Origin of the sequence: Pedobacter psychrotolerans, from assembly GCF_004340665.1 — a bacterium.
In the GTDB taxonomy this organism is placed as follows: domain Bacteria; phylum Bacteroidota; class Bacteroidia; order Sphingobacteriales; family Sphingobacteriaceae; genus Pedobacter; species Pedobacter psychrotolerans.
In genome coordinates, this window is sequence record NZ_SLWO01000002.1 from 573737 (window position 1) to 594822 (window position 21086).

Annotated in this window: 16 protein-coding genes; 4 read left to right on the plus strand and 12 right to left on the minus strand. The window is 37.3% G+C overall.

The window, feature by feature from the left end; genetic code table 11:
* Positions 1-212: 212 nt before the first annotated feature.
* Positions 213-1262, minus strand: a complete 1050-nt coding sequence (locus EV200_RS06105; RefSeq protein ID WP_132530164.1) for a TerC/Alx family metal homeostasis membrane protein — start codon at positions 1260-1262, stop codon at positions 213-215.
* The gene (locus EV200_RS06110; protein WP_132530166.1) at positions 1262-2233 is read right to left on the minus strand and encodes a polyprenyl synthetase family protein; all 972 of its coding nucleotides are present in this window, start codon (positions 2231-2233) and stop codon (positions 1262-1264) included. Before EV200_RS06110 ends, EV200_RS06105 begins: the two co-directional genes overlap by 1 nt.
* 291 nt (positions 2234-2524) lie before the next feature.
* On the opposite strand from EV200_RS06110, the gene EV200_RS06115 reads away from it, so the two are divergent.
* Positions 2525-3535, plus strand: coding sequence for an alpha/beta hydrolase (locus EV200_RS06115; protein WP_132530168.1), 1011 nt, complete (start codon positions 2525-2527; stop codon positions 3533-3535).
* A 62-nt stretch (positions 3536-3597) separates the two neighbouring features.
* A complete protein-coding gene (locus EV200_RS06120; protein ID WP_132530170.1) occupies positions 3598-4527 on the plus strand; it encodes a hypothetical protein in 930 nt (309 codons plus the stop codon).
* 16 nt (positions 4528-4543) lie between these two features.
* On the opposite strand, the gene EV200_RS06125 is transcribed toward EV200_RS06120, so the two are convergent.
* From EV200_RS06125 to EV200_RS06160, 8 genes are all read right to left on the minus strand, one after another.
* On the minus strand, positions 4544-5512 hold the full coding sequence (locus tag EV200_RS06125) for a YpdA family putative bacillithiol disulfide reductase (protein WP_132530172.1): 969 nt from the start codon (positions 5510-5512) through the stop codon (positions 4544-4546).
* A 175-nt stretch (positions 5513-5687) separates the two neighbouring features.
* Positions 5688-7103 carry an MBL fold metallo-hydrolase gene (locus EV200_RS06130; protein ID WP_132530174.1) on the minus strand — a complete coding sequence of 472 codons (1416 nt, stop codon included), beginning with the start codon at positions 7101-7103 and terminating at the stop codon, positions 5688-5690.
* 245 nt (positions 7104-7348) lie between these two features.
* Positions 7349-8368 carry an asparaginase gene (locus EV200_RS06135; RefSeq protein WP_132530176.1) on the minus strand — a complete coding sequence of 340 codons (1020 nt, stop codon included), beginning with the start codon at positions 8366-8368 and terminating at the stop codon, positions 7349-7351.
* Between the two features lie 474 nt (positions 8369-8842).
* Entirely contained in the window at positions 8843-9610 is a 768-nt protein-coding gene (locus EV200_RS06140) for a TatD family hydrolase (RefSeq protein WP_132530178.1), read from the minus strand.
* 38 nt (positions 9611-9648) lie between these two features.
* Positions 9649-12564, minus strand: a complete 2916-nt coding sequence (gene uvrA, locus EV200_RS06145) for an excinuclease ABC subunit UvrA (protein WP_132530180.1) — start codon at positions 12562-12564, stop codon at positions 9649-9651.
* Positions 12565-12676: 112 nt separating this feature from the next.
* Entirely contained in the window at positions 12677-13636 is a 960-nt protein-coding gene (locus EV200_RS06150; RefSeq protein WP_132530182.1) for a hypothetical protein, read from the minus strand.
* A 136-nt stretch (positions 13637-13772) separates the two neighbouring features.
* Positions 13773-14816, minus strand: coding sequence for a ferredoxin--NADP reductase (locus EV200_RS06155; protein WP_132530184.1), 1044 nt, complete (start codon positions 14814-14816; stop codon positions 13773-13775).
* 190 nt (positions 14817-15006) lie between these two features.
* Entirely contained in the window at positions 15007-15792 is a 786-nt protein-coding gene (locus EV200_RS06160) for a lytic transglycosylase domain-containing protein (RefSeq protein ID WP_132530186.1), read from the minus strand.
* Positions 15793-16057: 265 nt separating this feature from the next.
* On the opposite strand from EV200_RS06160, the gene EV200_RS06165 reads away from it, so the two are divergent.
* Both EV200_RS06165 and EV200_RS06170 read left to right on the plus strand, forming a co-directional pair.
* On the plus strand, positions 16058-17647 hold the full coding sequence (locus EV200_RS06165; protein ID WP_132530188.1) for a pseudouridine synthase: 1590 nt from the start codon (positions 16058-16060) through the stop codon (positions 17645-17647).
* 103 nt (positions 17648-17750) lie between these two features.
* A complete protein-coding gene (locus EV200_RS06170; RefSeq protein ID WP_132530190.1) occupies positions 17751-18863 on the plus strand; it encodes a lactonase family protein in 1113 nt (370 codons plus the stop codon).
* 391 nt (positions 18864-19254) lie between these two features.
* On the opposite strand, the gene EV200_RS06175 is transcribed toward EV200_RS06170, so the two are convergent.
* Both EV200_RS06175 and bshA read right to left on the minus strand, forming a co-directional pair.
* On the minus strand, positions 19255-19701 hold the full coding sequence (locus tag EV200_RS06175; RefSeq protein WP_132530192.1) for a KTSC domain-containing protein: 447 nt from the start codon (positions 19699-19701) through the stop codon (positions 19255-19257).
* Between the two features lie 208 nt (positions 19702-19909).
* Entirely contained in the window at positions 19910-21052 is a 1143-nt protein-coding gene (bshA, locus tag EV200_RS06180; protein WP_132530194.1) for an N-acetyl-alpha-D-glucosaminyl L-malate synthase BshA, read from the minus strand.
* Positions 21053-21086 lie beyond the last annotated feature (34 nt).

A 21086-nucleotide genomic window follows, 5' to 3' on the forward strand; every position in this document is an offset into this window, starting at 1 on the left:
TAACTTATATTCCTTAAAGGTAGAATTAACCATTTAAGGCACATAAGGAAATATAAGATCTTAAATATTCAAGCTTTTGATTAGGTTCATCCAATAAATATATGGCTTTTAAAAAAAGCTAGCCATTTGTTCCAATAAACTTACATTCCTTAAATGGTAGAGTTAATCATTGAAGGCACATAAGGAAATATAAGATCTTAAATATTTTAATATTATTTATGAAGTATTTTTTTCGGAAAAACCAACGATGCCACTACACTAATCACCAGAATACTAACTATAATAATCAGTGAGTGCTGGGTAGTAAACCCTAACTTTTCCAGGTAAACATGCCCAAGCATTTTCACTCCGATAAAAGCAAGTAACACAGCCAGGCCTGTTTTTAAATAATGAAATTTATGGATAATATTCACCAATAAAAAGAACATGGAACGCAACCCCATGATGGCAAAAATATTAGAGAAAAATACAATGTAAGGATCTTTTGTCACCGCAAAAATGGCGGGAATAGAATCTACAGCAAAAAGTAGATCCGTAAATTCAACAATTAAAAGAACCAAAAAAAGTGGCGTAACCAATGTTTTATGGTCAATTTTTACGAAGAAATTTTTCCCTTCATATTTCGGATGTATCGAGAAAATTTTCGAAGCCCATTTTACTACAGGATGGTTTTCGGGATCGATTTTCTCATCTTCATCCTTAGTAAAAAACATTTTGACACCAGTAAAAACCAGGAAGGCACCGAAAATATACAAAATCCATGCAAACTTCGCTATGAGCGCTGCACCTACAAAGATGAAGATAAAACGCATGATAATCGCACCTAAAATCCCCCAGAACAACACCCGATGATAATACTTTTCTTCCACCGCAAAAGCAGAAAAGATCAACACAATTACAAAAATGTTATCTACTGAAAGTGCATACTCTATGACATAGCCCGTTAAAAATTCCAGTCCAAGATTCTTTTTATAAATGGCTAAACTGCCTTCAAAATTATTTGGAAGGAGCTCAATATGATGTTGGTGTTTAGTTACGATTTCCTGAAGATGGGCGAAATCCTTTATTCCATGCAACTGATGCCCTTCTGTAATTAGAATAAAATAGAATCCTAATGCAAGCGCTACCATGATTACACTCATGATTCCTGCTTGTTTCAAACTCACTACGTGCTCCTTACGGCTAAATAGCCCTAAGTCTAACGCAAGGATGAGTACAATAAATAGCAGAAACCCAATACTGAAAAGTAGCTCGTTACTCATTATTTTTTACGTTCTGTAGTGTAAAGTACAAGTTGTTCTAATCCCGTTCTGGCTTCTCCTGCATCAAACTGACTTAGGATATCAAAAGCCTCTTCCTGGTATTGTAACATTTTCTCGTTAGCGTAATAAACACCTTCGTGTCCATTTACAAAATCTATAATCTGTTGAATTTTAACAGGATCGTCCTGATGGTTTTTTACCAAATTAATGATTCGTTTACGTTCTGGCTTTTCTACCCGGTTTAAAGCATAAATTAACGGAAGTGTTACTTTCTTCTCCTTAATATCTATTCCTAAAGGTTTGCCTACATCATCCGTTCCAAAATCGAAAGTATCATCCTTAATCTGAAATGCAATCCCCACCTTCTCTCCAAATAATCGCATTTTCTCAATTGTAGTATCATCAGCACCGGCAGAAGCCGCGCCCGCAGCGCAACAAGAAGCAATTAGAGAAGCTGTTTTCTGACGGATAACATCAAAATACAATTCTTCCGAAATATCCATTCTTCGCACTTTTTCTATTTGCAATAACTCACCCTCACTCATTTGCTTAACCGCTTCAGATACAATCTGTAACAATCTATGTTCATTATTGTTTACGGAAAGCAGTAATCCCTTAGCCAATAAAAAATCACCAACCAATACAGCAATCTTATTTTTCCAAAGCGCATTGATAGAGAAAAATCCACGTCGCTCGTAGGCATTATCCACTACATCATCATGCACCAATGTTGCGGTGTGTAATAACTCCACCAAGGCAGCTCCACGGTGGGTAGATTCGGTAATGCCACCACATAACTTCGCGGCAAAAAACACGAACATTGGTCGCATTTGTTTGCCCTTTTGTTTTACAATATAGTGGGTAATCCTGTCAAGCAACGGTGCGTCGCTATGCATAGATTCTTTGAACGTTTTTTCAAACGCTTTGATATCAGCTGCAATAGGTTTTTTTATCTGTTCGATTCCCGGCATTAAGTCGAAAAATTTTGATTGCAAACTTAAGCTAATTTCCCATAAAAAAGGAATGTATTATAAAGCATAATGATGAATTGGAAAGCAATGGTAATAAGCAGTCAACATCTTCCCTCCTGCTTTTGCCTATAGTCCTCGCCCTCATGCTTCGGGCTGTGGGCTATTGGGCGCAATCAGGTTTAAATGGAAAGTTTTTGCAGGTAAAATTTCCCCTCAAAGCCTAAAAACAGGATGATGAAAATTTACTTTAATCAGTCAAAAGTTTATGTTTAAAGCAATAATTTAGGATTGATGAAAAAGCGCTATAAAATACTATTAGGTTTTTCGGCATTCCTTATCGCAGGTTATTTACTTGGCCCGAAGCCTAAGAAACCATTGTATAACACCTCGCGGACTACTGTGCCTGAGATCGGAGAGTTGGATAAATATGTGCAGTTGATGGAGCAGGCAAATAAAATAAAACCAGGGAATGAGGCCGAGATTGTATGGACCGATTCCGCTCATCAACAAACGGAATACGCCATAGTTTATCTACATGGCTTTTCCGCATCTAAAATGGAAGGAAATCCGGTTCACCTTAACCTAGCGAAGAAGCTCAAAGCCAATTTATATTTAGCACGTTTGGCTGATCATGGTATTGATACTCTTGCGCCCATGCAGTATTTTACAGCCGATAGGCTTTGGGAAACCAGCAAGCAGGCTTATGCCATTGGGCAGAAATTAGGCAAAAAAGTGATTTTAATTGGCACCTCAACCGGAGGAACGGCGGCGCTAAAACTTGCTGCGACCTATCCGGAAATTAACAGTTTAATTCTGATGTCTCCGAATGTAGCCATCAACGATAAAAAGGCTTGGTTGTTGAACGACCCCTGGGGTTTACAAATTGCCCGGAGAGTTTTAGGTAGTGATGAACGCAAAGTGGATGGCAGAACGGAGGAAGTTAAAAAGTACTGGTATACCAATTACCGAATAGAATCTTTAGTACAATTGCAGGAATTTGTGGAAAGCACCATGAATAAATCAGTTTTCGAAAAAGTGAAGCAACCGGTTTTACTTTTATATTATTATAAAAATGATTTGGAGCAAGACCCGGTGGTACGCGTAGATGCCATGCTTAACATGTTCTCCGAATTAGGAACGTCAGAAGATTTGAAACGCAAAATTGCCATTCCAAATGCAGGAAATCATGTATTGGGTTCTTTTTTGACTTCGAAAGATTTGCCAAGCGTGGAAGTTGCGATAGATAGTTTTGTGGGAAGTGTGTTGAAGATTCCAAATAATATTTTCAATACAGATATTTAAGAAAAAAATATTAAATTGAACGTTAAATCTATTTCAGCGATCATTTTTCATTATAACAATTTATGAGTTACAATACATTAAGCCTTATTACATCCCTGGATAATGATAATGAATTTGAAAGTCTAAAAACGAGTTTTGTGAAGGTTATGACAGACTTTCAAATCCGGAAATTCTATCACCCATTTGAAGGTATTATAGCTCAATATGACTTAAAAAAATCAGACATTGATGATAAAAAGAACTCCATAGAACAAATTGTAAAAGAGATTTCAATACAGCATCCACAAAAAAAGTTTGCTTTAATTGAAGTTGACTGTTATGGTGGAAAATGCGACTCGGAAGGAAAAATTTACATGGGTGGTGAAATCATTGCTGAGGAAGATTATGATCATACAGCTCATTTCAAATTACTTAAAATAATAAACGATAATTACCAGACTTGGCATTTCGAACCATTTACCCGAGAATTTTTCACAAAAAAAGGAGGAATCTGGGGGCAGATTAATGATGAGAAATTAATCTATTTTGGTTTAGGAATCGCTACGGCATTCCAACACAATCCCCTTTATAGAGTTGAAATGACACCTAATGAACTTATCTTAGAAAAAAAGGGAGGCTATTATATTTATCTAATGGAACCCTTGAGTAATAGAATAAAAATTTTGGGTTCCATTATTAATGATTCAAATGAAACATTGGACGACTTAAAAAATGTATTAAAAGAACATATACTTTACGCTAAGTCGTACGTTTTTCTAGACTTGATAGATAAAGGCGAATTTATTAAATTAGTGAATTTAGAAGATGATGAGATGACAGAAGCATTATATAGATTTCAATCTTTTAATAACAGACCATTTCCTTCTTCTTCGGAAAAAGTGGATAATGAGGATATCGAACCAGAGGAAATTAATAAGCAAGTAGACGAAAAAGCAAATGGTCTCAACAAAAATTCATTTTGGAATAAATTTAAGCGATTGTTTAAAGGATGATGTATAATTAATAAGATTAATTATCTAAAATATTCTTCACAATCATTTCGGCATGTACTCTGGAGTTTTCAATAAAAAGCTTATGGGTATCTAAACCACCACAAACTACGCCTGCCAGATACAAACCTTTAATGTTGGTTTCCATAGTTTCTTCGTTGTAAACAGGGCAAAGGGTTTCGGGCAAATCAATTCCAAATTGTCTTAACATAGAAAAATCAGGTTGATAGCCCGTCATGGCAATTACGAAATCATTCGGAATGGTTTTAATGCCTTCAGGTGTTTGAATATCCACTTCACCTTCTCTTATTTCAACAAGTTCAGAATTGAAAAGAGCAGTTACCTCCCCTTCTTTAATTCGGTTCTGAATATCCGGACGAACCCAGTATTTTACATGCGGACCAAGGTCACCACTGCGGACAACCATGGTTACGTTTGCACCTTTCCGGTATGTTTCTAAAGCAGCATCTACACCCGAATTATTTGCCCCAACAACCACTACATTTTGAAATGCATACAAATGTGGATCTTTATAATAGTGTGTTACTTTCGCTAAATCTTCACCAGGAATATTCATTAGCAAGGGAACATCATAAAAACCGGTAGCAACAATCACATTGCTGGCTGTATAATTTGCTTTAACGGTTTGAACTTCAAATATCCCTTCACCGTTTTTATAAATCTGATTTACCCTTTCAAATAAATTGATATTCAAATCAAACTTTTCGGCAACCCTGCGATAATATTCTACAGCTTCATTACGGTTTGGTTTCGGATTAATCGTAACAAAAGGAGCACCTCCAATTTCTAACTTCTGAGAAGTAGAGAAGAAAGTCATGAAGACAGGGTAATTAAACAAACTATTCACCAATGCACCTTTCTCGATGATTAAATAACTCAAACCAGCTTGTAGCGCCTCAATTGCACAGGCCATGCCAATTGGACCAGCGCCAATGATGATGATATCGTAATTGTTTTGATTTTTCATTTATGTTTTATCAATCGAATGAGATTGCCTCATGCCTCGCAATGATCATAGCCTTAAATCTTTCATTGCCTTACTAAAATTTGAACACCTTAGACATTTAAGATTATCTAAGCTGAGCGTATAAAATAAATGAACAATAGTTTAAGATTTTCTTGGGGTTTTTAAATAGTTCAAACTAATTAACTTTCATTGCCTTACTTGGACAAGCAAAATCGGTTCTATTTAAACTTGTATTTTTGATTGCGCCGTATCCTCCGGCAATGTCAATCACATTTTCAACACCCCTGGATTTTAAAATTGAAGCTGCAATCATGGAGCGGTAGCCACCAGCGCAATGAACATAATAGGTTGCTTTCGGATCAATTTCTCCCATCCAGTCATTTATAAAATCAAGCGGACGACTTAATGTGAAATCTAAATGCTCTGACTCATATTCGCCTGGTTTACGAACATCAAGTGCGATAACCTCGCCAGTATTGGATGCTTCTTCAAAAGCTTCTGCAGATATAGATTCGACGGTATCAATTTCTTTTCCTGTATCTGTCCACCTTTCAAAGCCCCCATCTAAATATCCAATGGTACTATCATAACCCACCCGAGTTAAACGGGTAATACTCTCCTGCTCTTTTCCTTCGTCAGTAATTAATAATATGGGTTGTTGTAAATCCGTAATTAATGCACCAACCCAAGGCGCAAACTGTCCGTTTAAGCCAATGTTAATGGAATTGGGAATAAAACCTTTGGCAAATAGCTGTGGATCGCGGGTATCGAGCATAATTGCACCTGTTTGGTTAGCTGTATCTTCAAATGCCTGCGGCGTTAATGCATTCATTCCCTTTTCATAAACATCTTCAATACTTTCAATTCCACCTTTATTAATGGCGGCATTTTTTGCAAAATATTGTGGTGGTGGCATTATACCATCAGTAACCTCTCTTATGAATTGTTCTTTGTTTTCTGCTCTTAAAGCATAATTTACTTGTTTCTGATGACCTAATGAATCAAAAGTTTCTTTACTCATGCTTTTGCCACAAGCCGAACCTGCGCCATGAGCTGGGTAAACGATTACCTCATCAGCCAAGGGCTTAATTTTTTCATTTAACGAATCGTAAAGCATTCCTGCTAAATCTTCCATCGTTAAATTCCCTTTTTGCGCTAAATCGGGGCGACCTACATCACCGATAAAAAGGGTATCGCCACTAAAAATGCAGTGATCTTTACCATTTTCATCCGTTAATAAATAAGTAGTTGATTCTAAAGTATGACCAGGAGTATGCAAGGCCGTGATGGTTAATGCACCAATTTTAAACTGTTCCCCGTCTTTTGCAATATGAGATTTAAATTCCGTTTTAGCAGTTGGACCATAAATAATGGTTGCTCCTGATTTTTCAGCCAGATCTACATGGCCTGAGACAAAATCCGCGTGAAAATGTGTTTCAAAAATATACTTAATGGTGGCACCAGCTTTTTCTGCCTTTTTTAAATACGTACCCACTTCCCTAAGCGGATCAATGATTGCAGCTTCACCATTACTTTCAATGTAATAAGCCGCTTCCGCTAAACAACCCGTGTATATTTGTTCTATTTTCATGTTTTATTCTCCCCGTCACCCTGAATTTATTTCAGGGTCTTATTGAATAGATGCTGAATCAAGTTCAGCATGACGGATATGCAAAACAAAAATAGGGCTAAATACGAATAACTAAAATGAGAAGCATCATAATTGCAGAAGTTTTACCTTAATCGACAAGAATTGATCATGAAAGGGAGTATTAGCCAAAAAGATAGACTGGTTAATAAAATATTACTATTTAACTTCAGCCGATAAAAAAAATATTAATCCTTTGTTAACTCTCCTCGCAATGATTCATCCATTAGTTTGCGACTCTGTTCAAGTGGTAAACCAAGGCCAAGAACAAACATTAGTTTTGTAACGGCCGATTCGAAAGTAAGATCGTAACCACTTACAATACCCATTTTTAACAGTTCTCGACTCGTTTCGTACCTACCTAACTGTACAGAACCTTTTTTACACTGCGATATATCAATAATAATTTTTCCATTTAAAATGGCCTGACGAAGTGCATCTAAAAACCATTGGGCTGTTGTGGTGTTACCAGAACCAAAAGCTTCTAAAATAATGGCATCGACCTTTGAATCTGTTATTGCTGTAACAGCTTGCGGCGTGATCCCAGGATACAATTTAAGTACACCGATATTAGAGTTGAACTTAGTATGCAGGATCAACTTATCTTTTGGCGCTTTCATTACATAATTTGTATTAAACTGCATATGCACTCCCGCTTCAGCTAATACCGGATAATTAGGTGATCGGAAAGCCTCAAACTTTTCGCTATTGTATTTTATGGAGCGGTTTCCACGAAATAACTGTGAATCGAAATAAATACTAACCTCCGGGAATAGTGATTTACCATCTTCTTTGGTGGCGGCAATTTCCAGCGCAGTGATTAAATTCTCTTTTGCATCCGTCCTGATTTCCCCAATCGGCAATTGAGAACCTGTTAATACTACCGCTTTACCTAGGTTTTCGAGCATAAAGCTTAATGCTGAAGCGGTAAAGGCCATGGTATCAGAACCATGCAGTATTACAAAACCATCATACAGATCGTACTTAGCATAAATAAGCTCTGCCAGTTTTTTCCAGATTTCAGGATCCATGTTAGAGGAATCCAGAACGGGATCAAACGAGTGAACGTCCAATTGATAATCTAATCGGGCCAATTCAGGTACATTTTGCTTAATCTGTTCGAAATCGAAAGGAATTAACATCCCATTGCTGGGATCGTTTACCATACCGATGGTTCCACCAGTATAGATAATCAGGATCTTAGTCATTTGCTTGGTTCAGTTGCTCTTCACAAAGAAACTAAAAGAATTTCAATTTAATGGGCTTTTTAATGTTAAAAATCAGGCAAAATGACTTAATCAATTTACTTTATTGCCATTTTAACAATAAATGTTTCAGTAACGTTTATACTGAATGGAACTATAAACAACAGATGAAAATAAAAACATCGTCATTGTAAGGAGGAACGAAGAAGCAATATTTCATGCGAAGGAAAGCTGCTAAAAAGATTGCTTCATCCAATGAAAAATTGGCTTCGCAATGACGACTCTCTCAATCCTAAAACTAACCATTCAGCCACAAGAGCGCATACGATTTATGATTATATCTAAACAAAAATTGCTTTTATCGCCTCGCCCTCGTGAATTTATTTCAGGAACCATTAAAACAAGTATTGAGTAAATTTAAACAATCACAACTTTCCAAAAAAACCAACTAAATCTGCGGGAGACACTTTGGTAACATTAAACCCTGAAAATTTTCTTTGAGTTCTCCGTCGTTATATTTGCGATTTCTTCAATGGAAACGCCATAAATATCAGCCAGTTTTTCAGCGATATAAATCAGGTAACTGCTCTCATTTGGTTTACCTCGAAAAGGAACCGGAGCCAGATAAGGTGAATCGGTTTCCAGTACCAGATTTTGTAAGGAGATTTCACTCAACACTAGATCTAATCCTGCTTTTTTATAGGTCACTACACCACCAATTCCCAAATAAAAGTTCAGATCAATGGCTTGTCTTGCCTGTTCAACATTTCCTGTAAAACAATGAAATATGCCCCGTAATTTTTCATCACGTTCACTTTCCAGCACTTCAAACACTTCTTCAAATGCTTCGCGACAATGAATTACAATCGGTAAATCTAAATCTTTCGCCCAGGCAATTTGCTTGCGGAAAGCGTCCTGTTGAATAGCCAAAGTGGTTTTATCCCAATATAAATCAATGCCGATTTCACCAATAGCATAAATTTTTCGATTCGGAATGCTATTGTAAATTTCATCTAAAACAGCTAAATAATCATCCTTTACATCACAAGGATGAAGGCCAGCCATAGCAAAACAGTTTTCAGGATATTTATTCACCAGGTCATCAATCATCGCAATTGATTTTAAATCAACATTTGGCAAGAATAACCTATTCACATCGTTTTCAAAACAACGCTCCATTAACTGCGATTGCTTTTCAAGATCTTGCTCGTAATATAAATGGGTATGGGTATCAGTGAAATTCATTTTAGTATCAAGTAGTAAGTATCAAATCTGGTATGGGTTTAATTTTTTTTCTCCGATTTTGTCTTTTTAGGTTTCTTCATTTCTACCGGCTCAGCTTCAAACTTATGCCCATCGAATTCCATTTCCTTTTTCAAAAACTTTCCGGTTAAGCTGATCGGATTTTGAATCAAGCCTTCTGGCGTTCCTTCAAATAAGATTCTTCCACCACCAGCTCCACCTTCTTCACCCAGATCAATCACCCAATCGGCAACCTTAACTACATCTAAATTGTGCTCAATAACCAAAATGGTATTTCCCTTCTCCACCAATTCCTGTAACACACCTAGCAACACATTAATATCTTCAAAATGCAATCCGGTTGTAGGTTCATCTAAAATGTAGAATGTTTTTCCGGTATCTTTTTTTGAGAGTTCGGTAGCCAGTTTAACACGTTGCGCCTCGCCACCTGATAAAGTAACCGATGATTGCCCCAAAGTAATGTAACCTAAACCTACATCTTTCAGGGTTTTAATTTTTCTGTAGATGATCGGAATATTTTCAAAGAAAACACAAGCATCTTCGATACTCATATCTAAAACATCACTGATTGATTTTCCTCTAAAACGAACTTCTAAAGTTTCACGGTTATATCTTCTACCGCCACACTCTTCGCAAGGAACCTGTACATCAGGCAGGAAATTCATCTCAATCACCTTTAATCCTGCTCCCTGACAGGTTTCGCATCTTCCACCTTTTACGTTGAAAGAAAAGCGACCTGGTTTATATCCCCGAATTTTCGCCTCTGGTAACTGTACAAAAAGGTTCCTGATATCAGAGAAAACGCCTGTATAAGTGGAAGGATTAGAACGTGGAGTCCTTCCTATCGGAGCCTGATCAATCTCAATCACCTTATCAATTTCCTTTAAACCGGTAATCTTCTCATACGGCAAAGGCACTTTCTTTGCCCTAAAGAAATGGTGATTCAGAATCGGATATAAGGTTTCGGTAATTAAACTTGATTTACCTGAACCTGAAACTCCGGTAACGGCAATGAACTTACCTAATGGAAAATCAACAGAAACCTCCTTTAAATTATGTCCGGTAGCTTTAGTAATGGATAACTTATGTCCGTTGCCTTTCCTACGAACCTTTGGCATTTCAATTTTCTTATCTCCATTTAAATAAGCCGCAGTTAAAGTGTTAGATTTTAAAATTTGTGCTGCTGTTCCCTCTGCAACCACCGTTCCACCATGAATACCTGCTCCCGGGCCAACATCAATAACCCAATCAGCTTCCAGGATCATGTCCTTATCGTGTTCCACTACTAAAACGGTATTACCTAAATCACGTAAGTTTTTTAAAGCATTGATTAACCTTTCATTATCCCGCTGGTGCAAACCAATACTTGGCTCATCCAGAATGTACATTACATTCATCAATTGTGAACCAATTTGCGTTGCCAACCGAATCCGTTGAGCCTCACCACCAGAAAGGGTACGGGCTGTTCTATCCAGCGTTAAATAGGTTAAGCCTACATCCGTCAAAAAACCAATCCGGGCTTTAATTTCTTTTAAAATCTCTTTTGCAATGATGTTCTGACGATCGCTAAGACGCTCATCAACCTTTTCGAACCATTGAAAGAGATTGTTAATATCCATGGAAGAAAGTTCGAAAATATTCTTACCATCAACCTTGAAGTGTAAGCTTTCTTTTTTTAAGCGGGCACCATGGCATTCCGGACAGGTTTTCAACTTGCGAAAAGCATCCATATCATCAGAAGCAGACTCGCTTCGCTTTTCGTTCTGCTCTTCCAACATTTTAATGATACCGTCGAAAGTAATGTTATAATTCTGAACGTTCCACTTATTATATTCAACCTCAACTTTGATCAGATCAGGCGAGCCATTTAAAATGATATTGATGACTTCATCACTTAATTTTTCAATCGGTGTAGATAAAGAAAAACTGTATTTTTTGGCAAGTGATTTCAATACCTGAAACATCCAGATATCCCGATATTCTCCTAATGGGGCCAGGCCACCATTCAGAATACTCAGCTTAGGATTCGGCATCACTGATTCCTTATCGACCACAAAAATATATCCTAAACCATCGCAACGGTCGCAAGCACCATAAGGAGAGTTAAAAGAAAAACTATTGGGTTGTGGCTCATCGTAAGAAATGCCTGTTGTTGGGCACATTAAAAACTTACTGAAATGGGCTACATGGTTATCCTTATCACTAATTTTAATCACACCCTTACCCATCTTCATTGCCGTTTGAACGGAATCTAAGAGGCGCTTTTTATCTTTATCATCCACAATCAGACGATCGATCACTACTTCAATATCATGAATCTTATAACGATCCACTTGCATTTTGGCCGTAATGTCTTTGATTTCTCCATCCACACGAACCTTTACATAGCCTTGCTTACGGATTTGCTCAAAAAGCTCACGGTAATGTCCCTTTCTTCCCTTTACTACAGGCGCCAGGATATTTACTGCCATGCCATCAAACTTATTGAAGATATTCTGCAAAATCTGATCTTCACTCATGCGTTCCATCTTCTCACCAGTATTGTATGAAAAAGCATCCGCTACGCGGGCGTAAAGCAAACGCATAAAATCGTAAATCTCAGTAATGGTTCCAACAGTTGAGCGTGGGTTTTTACTCGTCGTTTTTTGTTCAATGGCAATTACAGGGCTTAAGCCAGAAACCTTATCTACATCAGGGCGCTCCATTCCGCCCATAAACTGACGGCTGTAAGCACTAAATGTTTCCATATAGCGCCGCTGGCCTTCGGCATAAATGGTATCGAAAGCCAAAGAAGATTTTCCGCTACCACTTAAACCAGTGATAACCACCAATTGGTTACGAGGGAAACTAACATCTATATTTTTTAAATTATGTACCCTCGCACCGTATACTTCTACATCTTTTTGCTCGCCGAGGTCGATAGATTTATTGCTCATATATTATTTAAAGGTTGAGAAGAAATTTAGCTAATAAAGGCGCTAGATTTCAATCCGCAAAAATGCTAAAAATTTTATCAAAATGAAAGTGTAACTCAAACTGTATTAAGGATTAATTGTCATAATGCTTGCTTCTATTTCTAAGGAAACCAGATGATAAACCAAAACGTAAATAACCATAATGATCCTGAAAATAGATGTTGTAATTATCTTCGCCATAATAACCGACTGCAGCCATTAAAAACACATTATTCATAAATGGAAGACTATAGTTAAAATTAATTTCAGCATTTAATCGCTTTTGAAGATTAGCTAAATTCTTTGCAGGAATTTTATTTACCGCATAGGAAACCTCTGTATTTAAACGCCAGGTTTCTTTCTCGGTTTTAACTTTCGGTTTATTTCTTGCATTTCTTTCTATCTGACCATATTTTCGCCAGGAGAAATTGTATAATAGTCTGGTGAATCCGTAGCCCAGATCCAGCGCAGGTTCATATCTAAAAAACTTATACCATTGCAAACCCACACGATGATTGAAAGAATAATAACTTTCATCAGCATTTGTTTCTGTTAAATGTCCGAAACGATAAGATGCTGTTAAATAATTGGCATTGAAATTTCCCGTGAGTGTATTTACTGAGCCATTAGTATTCAAAGCATCCTGATCTTGGCCGTTGGAGTGATGGGTAAAAGCCATCTCAGCATATTTGTAATTTTCGGGATTGATATTTAGCCTGGCATACAACACACCACCCAAGCGATAACTTGGTGTACGAACACCTGCTGAAGCCTCATTGCGTACTCGAACTGTAAAATCGGGAATAATGGAGAATGCCACAGGCGATTTATAACTTCCCAGTAACATATAGGTGGTAGTTAACCTACCATTGATTACATATTTTGATGGCGCGCCTAATTCTCCCGCTGGAGAAGTGTAAGAGAAATCTGAATTTTCTTTATATAGATTGATGTATTGTTTATTCGCAAGTTCCCGCTTGATGACAAGCGAATCTTGTGCAAGCAGATGAAACCACAGAAAAGAAAAAGTAAGCGTTAACAAGGTTTTCATCATATCATATAAACGTTGGGAGATGATTGATGGTTTTGTAACGATGTATATAATTGGTAAGGTTTAAGAGTTATTAACTTAATATCAATGGCGCTATTAAAGTTAGTAACTCTACGAAAGGTATAGAACAAAGCTTAAATTACCACTCAACCGTCGTTCCATTCTCCGTGGGATGTCCGGTACACACCAAAACCCTGCCCCTTTCAATTTCTTCATCAGTAAGCACTTCATCATAATCCATCCGAACATTACCTTTTGTACAAGTGGCTACACAGGTGCTACATACACCTCCTCTACAGCTATAAGGCAATTTGATTTTATGCTCCAGCGCAACATCTAAAATTCTTTTTGGCCAGGGAACTGCCAGATTATAAGTTTCGCCATTGAAATTTAGGATGACCGAGTACGTGTTTTTATCGACAACTTTTTCTGAGCTATCGTCTTCATCCATTTCATCTTCAGGCAATACGAATGTTTCTCTTTTTATTTGTTTTAAATCGAAGCCCATCCCCAGTAATGTAATTCTGCATAAATCCATATAAATGATTGGTCCGCAGGTATAGAAAAGCGCATTAATCCTATCGAAATGTAAATATTCTGCGATTAACTTTTCAATGTAGAATTTATTTAAGCGGGCTGTCATCAGGTTTTTGCTGTTGCTAAAAACCCAGATAATTTTTAACCTGTCGGGATATTTTTCTTGCCATTCCTGTAATTCGTCATAGAACAAAGTATCTTCCTTTGAACGGTTGCTATATATTAAAGTGATCAAAGAATTTTTCTCTCGTACCAATGCCGTTTTTAAAATGGAAAACAATGGCGTAATACCCACTCCAGCCGCAAAAAGAAAAAGATCTCTTTCCTGATTTTCATCCGGGAGGTAGCTGAACAATCCTTGGGGCTCCTGTGCAAACAATACATCATTTACAGCAGTTTTATGATGCAAAAACCTGGAGATTTCTCCATTCTCCACCCGTTTAACGGTAATTGCCAGTGGTTCGTCCACATCAGGAGAACTGTTAAATGAATACGATCTACGGACTTCCCTGTTCTTTCCTTCAAAAATCAATGAAACAAACTGACCAGCTTGATATTCTGGATATGACTGATCTACTTCTTCGAATTGAAAAGTGATGTTGTCGCCTGGTTGACTAATTATTTTATTGATGCGAAGTTTAAACATATTGCAAAGAAAAGGATTAAAGCGGAAAGACCAAAGCTGAGACTAAAGCAGAAACCTTAGAGCTAAGCGTATAGCGTTTAAATCCCCTCATCGGCGCAAGCTATTAATTAGTGCAATCTACCTGAAATAAAAAAAACGTCCCGATTTCTCGGGACGCCTTACCAAATGCTTGTCTTTATCCTTAATTATATTAATTGGCGTTGTAAGCCAATAGCACACGCTTTTTTTGATATCCGTAGCGTTTCGGATGTTCTACAATCTGTTTCATTGAGATAACCTGATAAACATAGCGACCAGTTTCCCGGTTCAGCCTCATTTTATAATAATTATCTTGATTCTGATTGCTGATTTGCCTCCGTAAACGGCCATCTCCAACATTATAAGCCGCAGCTACTAATGTCCAGCTTTCCAAACCTTTATACATTTCTTTAATGTATTTACAGGCGGCGATAGTTGATTTACGCAAATTATAGCGCTCATCAACCTGATCATTTACTTTTAAGCCATATGATCTTGCTGTACCTGGCATAAATTGCCATATTCCAGCTGCACCTTTTGGAGATACGCCTGCAGCCATTCCAGATTCAACCAAAGCCAAATACTTGAAATCATTAGGAATTCCGTAAGCAGCAAGAATAGGCTCTATTACAGGAAACCATTCTTTTGCCTTTTTGTGCAAACGATTTGTCTGCGTGTTGTCGTAAGTGTGTGCGGCAAGAATTTTTTTCATTTTGCGCTCCACCTTTTTATCGCCTAAGGGCAGGGTTTCATCTGCAAAATTCAACTGAGCCATTAAAGATTGAGGCTTAACCTCTTTTTTTTCAACTTTTGAGCTTACAGTTGTAGGTATTGTAGTGTGTAATTTTTCTTTTTTTAAAAGACTTTTTTGTGCTAAGGGCATTTGGTAAGCGAACACTTTTGCCAAGATAAATAGTGTTACCACTACCGCAATTGGTACGATGTGTTTCTTTAACATTTTCCTCCTTTTTTTGGTGAACTTATATAAAAACGTCGGCAAAGCTAAAAAATAATAACCACATTATCAAACAGTTACGCGATTAAGCTTAAAAAACAGCCTTTAAAGCGCTTTAAACGTGGGTTTTATATTTTGAATTTTAAGCGATATTACCTATATTAGAGGCTATTTTTTTGTCTGATTTTTCAGGGACTCGATATTGCAATACTCATCAATTTTTCATAAATTTGCAGCCCGCATTTCAGGATGCGGTTAAAAGCGTATCATGATAAATAAAAACAACAGGAACAGTCGGGATGACAAGTCCAAACCGGGTAGCCGGAAAACTGATGGCAGAAGTAATTCAGCTGGATCTGACAGAAAAAGATCAGACGACAGAGACGACAAATTCAAAAAATCATCCGATTCTAAAGACAACTTCAGACCTAGAAGTTCAGAGGGTAAAGATTTTAAATCAAAATCATTTAGCGACAGAAAAGATTCAAGACCAAGAACAGGCGGACGAGATTTTAAATCTAAAGATGCAGAACCTCAAAGCTTTAAATTTGGCGATCGTGAATTTAAATCCAAAGATTCGGGTGCAAAATCAGAAGATCGTGGCTTTAAATCAAGAGATGGTGGATCAAGAGATTACAAATCGAGAACTGGTGACCGTGACTTTAAATCAAAAGACGGCGGATCAAGAGATTACAAACCGAGAACTGGCGACCGTGACTTTAAATCAAAAGACGGCGGATCAAGAGATTACAAACCAAGAACTGGTGATAGAGACTTTAAATCAAAAGATGGTGGAGCAAGAGATTATAAACCAAGAACAGGAGAACGCGACTTTAAGTCTAAGGATGGAGATTCGAGAGATTTTAAACCGAGAACTGGCGACAGGGATTTTAAATCAAGAGGTGGAGATCGTGACTTCAAACCTAGAGAAGGCGGATACAGAGATTACAAATCAAGAGGTGAAAGAACTGACGACTTTAAGCCAAGTGCTGGAAGTTCAAGAGATGTAAAACCTAGAGAACCAAGAGAAGGCGACACTCGTCCGTTTAGAAAACGCGAAGAGACACAACCAAGAGATACTGAATTTAATCGCCCAGAGCGAACTGTTATTGCTCCTGCGCGTAAAACAAATGAAGATAAAGGCTTAATTCGCCTAAACAGATATATTTCCAATGCAGGGATTTGCTCGCGCCGTAAGGCTGATGAGCTAATTGCTGCAGGCGTAGTTACCGTAAATGGCGAAGCCGTTACAGAATTAGGTCACAAAGTAGATCCTTCTAAAGATCTTGTTCGCTACAATGGCGAGCTACTTAAGCGTGAGAAAAAGGTTTACGTATTGCTAAATAAACCAAAAGACTACATTACCACTACAGATGATCCACAGGAGCGCCGTACGGTAATGCAATTGGTTGACAAAGCAAGCCGCGAACGGATTTATCCTGTTGGTCGCCTGGATCGTAATACAACAGGATTGTTGTTGATGACGAATGATGGTGAACTGGCTGATAAATTATCTCACCCGAAAAACGGTATTACTAAAATTTACAATGTTGAGCTTGATAAAGCATTATCACAGGGTGATTTAAATAAAATCGCTTTCGGTCTAGAGCTTGAAGATGGATTGATTAAACCTGATAACATCTCTTATGTTTCGGGTGGAACTAAAAAAGAAATCGGCATTCAGATTCATAGTGGTAAAAACAGAATTGTGCGTCGTATTTTCGAACATTTAGGTTATAGCGTAGATAAGTTAGACCGGGTAGTTTATGGCAATTTAACGAAGAAAGATTTGCCTCGTGGCAGATGGCGTTATTTAGAAGAACATGAATTAATCCAGATTAAACACTTAATCAAATAATTGAAAAGGCAATCGAAAGGTTGCCTTTTTTGTTTCCTTAAAATTAATTTAAGAATCGCCTCAACAAATTTTTCTCATATTTGTTGCTAAAGCAGATTTTAATATGAAAAAATATATCGGAATATTCTTAATGTCATTATTATCAACCATTGCAATTGCACAGCAAAATCACTATAATTTAGTTATCGGCACCTATACCGCTCCAGGTAAAAGTGAAGGAATTTACACTTACGATTTCGACACCAACACTGGGAATACAAAATTAAAAGTCGTTACAAAAGGCATCGCCAACCCAAGTTATTTGGTTATTTCTCCAGACAAAAAATATGCATACGCCGTAAATGAAACTGGTGAAACAAGCGCAGTTAGCGCATTTAAATATGATGCTAAAACCGGGGCGTTAACTTTCATAAATAAAGTAGATAGCCATGGAGCAGATCCGTGTTTCATCACTGTTGATGCTAAAAATGTTTTAGTGGCAAATTATTCTGGCGGGAGTCTGGCTGTATTTTCCCGCAATGCGGATGGATCTTTAAGCGAGGCTATTCAGGTGATTCAACACACTGGAAAAAGCATTGATCCTAAAGGCAGACAAAAGAGTGCACACGTGCACATGGTTAAGTTCACACCAGATCATCAATATTTAGTGGTAAATGATTTAGGCGAAGATCAGACTTATATTTACAGCTATAATCAAACCGGAAAGGATAAAACCCTTGTTGAAAAATCGATTATTAAAACCAATGCAGGCACAGGTCCACGACATATTGTTTTTAGTCCGAATGGAAAGTTTGCTTACCTGGTTCATGAATTTAACGGTAGCATTACGGCGTTTAGCTATGCTAGTGGCAAATTGGCTAAGCTCCAGGAAATTGGAACTACACCAAATGATTTTAAAGGAGCAGTAGATGCAGCTGATATTCATGTTTCTGCAGACGGAAAATTTTTATACGAAACCAACAGAGGTGATGCCAATAGCATTTCTGTATTTTCTATTCTCCCAACAGGAAAATTAAAATTTATCGAAACCGTGAGCACTTTAGGTAAAGGACCTAGAAATTTCACTATTGATCCAAGTGGAAAATATCTTTTAGTCGGCCATCAGTACACCAATAACGTTGTTATTTTCAATAGAGATGTTAAAACTGGCAAGTTGAAAGATAGCGGAAAAAGGATTGATGTAGGTGCTCCGGTTTGTTTGGTGTTTGATAAATAGGTTTCTTAAAACAGATCCTGAATCAAGTTCAGGAGGACGACCGTTCATAGTTGATGTATTAAGATCCTTGTAAATAATAGATTTATAAAATGCTGCCTATGAACGATCGCTATAGCCATCCCATCATCCTGAACTTGATTCAGGGGTGGGAAGAACATTCATAGTTGAGGTATTAAAACCCTTGTAAATAATAGATTTATAAAATGCTGTTTATGAACGATCGCTATAGCCACCTCGTCATCCTGAACTTGATTCAGGACCTTTATTAATCTTTAAATAATCACCGTAGATCCTCCATATGTTAAATTTCGGCAGGTGAGACACCAGCCGATGGGTCACAAAAAAGACCTGCCTTACAGCAAGTCTTCAATAAATATTTTATTATATAATATTAAGCAGGTTCTGCTACTTTAACTACGTTACGATATGGAAAAGAGTTACAGATGTGACGACGGGCAAAACGACCCGGAGAATCTGCATTTACTAATTTGATGTAAATCGCTCTTGGCACATCAAAGTATTCGTAAGCACTTCCGTCAAAAAACTGGATATTTAAAACCGATTGTTTGTACTCAAAATCTAAAATATTAGAATTTGTAATCGTTTGTGTATAAGTCTCGATATTTTGCTCACGTGTTTCTGGTGCAATACTAACCAGGAAATGGTAAGCTTCTATAATGTCTTTACTTCTTGCCTCTGCCGCCAATTTTTCTTCCTCAACCTGGAATTTATCAGGATGATACTCTTTCATCAGGGTGCGGTAAACTGACTTAAGCGCTGCAAGCTCGGCCGTTTTATCTACGTTCAAAAGCTTTCTGTAATCTACTATCTTTTTCATTTGGCGCAAAGGTACGATTTATAATGATTTGATTTAGAGAAAGTTTAATTTGGTAATGATTTCTTTATAAGAATCTTACACAGTGAATATTAATCAAATTATTTTATTCCTATATCGAATATATCTTTTGATTAATGGCTTCAGAAATTTATACCCATAAAAAAAGTCGTTGGTACACCAACGACTTACAATCTTTTATCGATAAAATTTATTTATGATTCAGTGATGAATTTTCTATAACTTCTTTATAAAACTCCACATAAGATGGCAGAATCTTTTTTAGATCAAAATCCTGTGCTCTGGTAAATGCGTTATCCTTAAACTGTTTTAAAGTCGCATCATCTTTTAAAATAGATATTGCATTTGCTGCCATTGCGTCAACATCACCAACATTACTCATGTAGCCACAGAAGCCATCGACATTTAATTCTGGCAAACCCCCAGCATTTGTGGTAATCGCAGGCACTTTACAGGCCATTGCTTCCAAAGCAGCCAAACCGAAACTCTCAGATTCTGAGGGCATTAGAAATAAATCGGATACAGATAAGATTTCTTCAACAGCATCTTGCTTGCCAAGGAAACGAACATTCTCCCCTATATTTAAACTGCGGCAAAGTTGCTCATCATAAGAGCGTTCCGGGCCATCTCCAACCATTAATAATTTCGAGGGAATTACAGCCTGTACTTTTTCAAAAATTCTGATCACGTCAGATGTACGTTTTACTTTCCTAAAATTGGAGGTATGAATTAAAATACGTTCATTGTTTGGCGCAATCGCCTTTTTGAAATGATCTTTCGCCTGTAAACTAAAACGGCTGAAATCGATAAAATTTGGGATTACCTTAATCTCTTTTGTAATTTCAAAATGGTTATAAGTATCTTCTTTTAAATCGTCTGAAACTGTAGTCACCCCATCACTCTGATTAATGGAAAAAGTTACTACAGGCTTATAGGTTGGGTCTTTACCGACAAGTGTGATGTCTGTTCCGTGGAGCGTGGTTACAACAGGAATATGAATGCCGTAACTTGCTAAAATCTGCTTCGCCATAAATGCCGCAGAAGCATGTGGAATGGCATAATGTACGTGCAAAAGATCCAATTGTTCAAAACGAACTACATCAACCAGTTTACTGGCCAACGCCGATTCATATGGTGCGTAATCAAAAAGAGGATAATTTCTGACAGAAACTTCGTGATAAAATAAATTTGCGGAGAAAAAATCCAGTCTGGCTGGTTGGCTATATGTGATAAAATGAACCTGGTGCCCTTCATTTGCAAGTGCTTTTCCAAGCTCTGTTGCAACTACTCCACTACCGCCAAAGGTTGGGTAGCAAACAATTCCTATCTTCATTTATAAATGCGTTGTTGTTGCCACAAATGTAGCC

Bases quoted from the DNA above. Each gene is read 5' to 3' on its own strand.
- EV200_RS06110 (WP_132530166.1), bottom strand. From the start codon at position 2,233: ATGCCGGGAATCGAACAGATAAAAAAACCTATTGCAGCTGATATCAAA.
- EV200_RS06155 (WP_132530184.1), bottom strand. From the start codon at position 14,816: ATGTTTAAACTTCGCATCAATAAAATAATTAGTCAACCAGGCGACAAC.
- EV200_RS06125 (WP_132530172.1), bottom strand. From the start codon at position 5,512: ATGAAAAATCAAAACAATTACGATATCATCATCATTGGCGCTGGTCCA.
- EV200_RS06130 (WP_132530174.1), bottom strand. From the start codon at position 7,103: ATGAAAATAGAACAAATATACACGGGTTGTTTAGCGGAAGCGGCTTAT.
- EV200_RS06150 (WP_132530182.1), bottom strand. From the start codon at position 13,636: ATGATGAAAACCTTGTTAACGCTTACTTTTTCTTTTCTGTGGTTTCAT.
- EV200_RS06105 (WP_132530164.1), bottom strand. From the start codon at position 1,262: ATGAGTAACGAGCTACTTTTCAGTATTGGGTTTCTGCTATTTATTGTA.
- EV200_RS06175 (WP_132530192.1), bottom strand. From the start codon at position 19,701: ATGAAAAAGATAGTAGATTACAGAAAGCTTTTGAACGTAGATAAAACG.
- uvrA (WP_132530180.1), bottom strand. From the start codon at position 12,564: ATGAGCAATAAATCTATCGACCTCGGCGAGCAAAAAGATGTAGAAGTA.
- EV200_RS06120 (WP_132530170.1), top strand. From the start codon at position 3,598: ATGAGTTACAATACATTAAGCCTTATTACATCCCTGGATAATGATAAT.
- bshA (WP_132530194.1), bottom strand. From the start codon at position 21,052: ATGAAGATAGGAATTGTTTGCTACCCAACCTTTGGCGGTAGTGGAGTA.
- EV200_RS06165 (WP_132530188.1), top strand. From the start codon at position 16,058: ATGATAAATAAAAACAACAGGAACAGTCGGGATGACAAGTCCAAACCG.
- EV200_RS06140 (WP_132530178.1), bottom strand. From the start codon at position 9,610: ATGAATTTCACTGATACCCATACCCATTTATATTACGAGCAAGATCTT.
- EV200_RS06115 (WP_132530168.1), top strand. From the start codon at position 2,525: ATGAAAAAGCGCTATAAAATACTATTAGGTTTTTCGGCATTCCTTATC.
- EV200_RS06160 (WP_132530186.1), bottom strand. From the start codon at position 15,792: ATGTTAAAGAAACACATCGTACCAATTGCGGTAGTGGTAACACTATTT.
- EV200_RS06135 (WP_132530176.1), bottom strand. From the start codon at position 8,368: ATGACTAAGATCCTGATTATCTATACTGGTGGAACCATCGGTATGGTA.
- EV200_RS06170 (WP_132530190.1), top strand. From the start codon at position 17,751: ATGAAAAAATATATCGGAATATTCTTAATGTCATTATTATCAACCATT.